Source organism: Streptomyces hainanensis, from assembly GCF_004348415.1.
In the GTDB taxonomy this organism is placed as follows: domain Bacteria; phylum Actinomycetota; class Actinomycetes; order Streptomycetales; family Streptomycetaceae; genus Streptomyces; species Streptomyces hainanensis.
Genome location: NZ_SMKI01000896.1, coordinates 1 through 761, shown reverse-complemented (window position 1 = coordinate 761; position 761 = coordinate 1). Strand labels below are relative to the sequence as shown.

The 761-nt window shown below is 78.4% G+C and carries 1 protein-coding gene; it reads right to left on the bottom strand.

The genetic code is table 11. The features are described from left to right. Nucleotides 1-761 (bottom strand): MarR family transcriptional regulator (locus E1283_RS36700; protein WP_132822449.1); only part of this gene is annotated, 761 nt, incomplete at both ends.

Here is a 761-nt window from a genome sequence, read left to right as displayed (position 1 = left end):
GGGGAGGGGCGGCGGGCGGCCACCGCCTCGCGCGCCAGCCGCGCCACCGCGTCGATCACCCACTCCGGCTCGGAGTTCCCGTGCAGCGGCAGCCGGCGCTGGTCGAGCACCTCGCCGCAGAGGTCGACCACCACCTGGGTCACCATCTCCGGGTCGAGGTGGATGCCCACGGCGCACGCGGCGTCGGCGCGCAGTCGCAGCGGCACGCGGGGCTTGCCCTTGTGGCCCGGCTGGTGCGCGTCCTCCACGAGGAGGCCGGAGGCCAGGAGGTTGCGGGCGATCCGGGAGACGGCCTGGGGCGTGAGCCCGGTGCGCTCGGCGATCTCCACCCGGCTGAGCGCGCGCGCCTCCCGGATGGTCTCGATGACCAGCTTCTCGTTGAACGAGCCGAGCGCCATCTGATCGAACGCCCGCGGGGCGCGCGGGGCCGGCGCGTGCGCCGCGCCCGCGGCCGGGCGTGACCACGCGAGCGGGCCGGGGCCCGGGCGGTCCGCGTCCCGGGAACGCGCGGCGTCGAGCAACGAGTCGAGCATCGGCCGGGCGGCGTGCGGGTCCTGACGCAGCTCCAGGAGCGCGGCGACCGCCACGGTGCCTGGCCACCCCACGGACTCCGCCGCGCGGTGTGCCCGCACGCCGGTCCCGGCGTCGACCGAGCCCCAGCAGAGGACGTACGGCTCCGCGCCGGGGTGGCGTTCCCGTGCCTCGGCCACCAGTGCCGCGAGCGCCGCGGGACCCGGCCGGGCCGGCACGGGGGCGGGGGT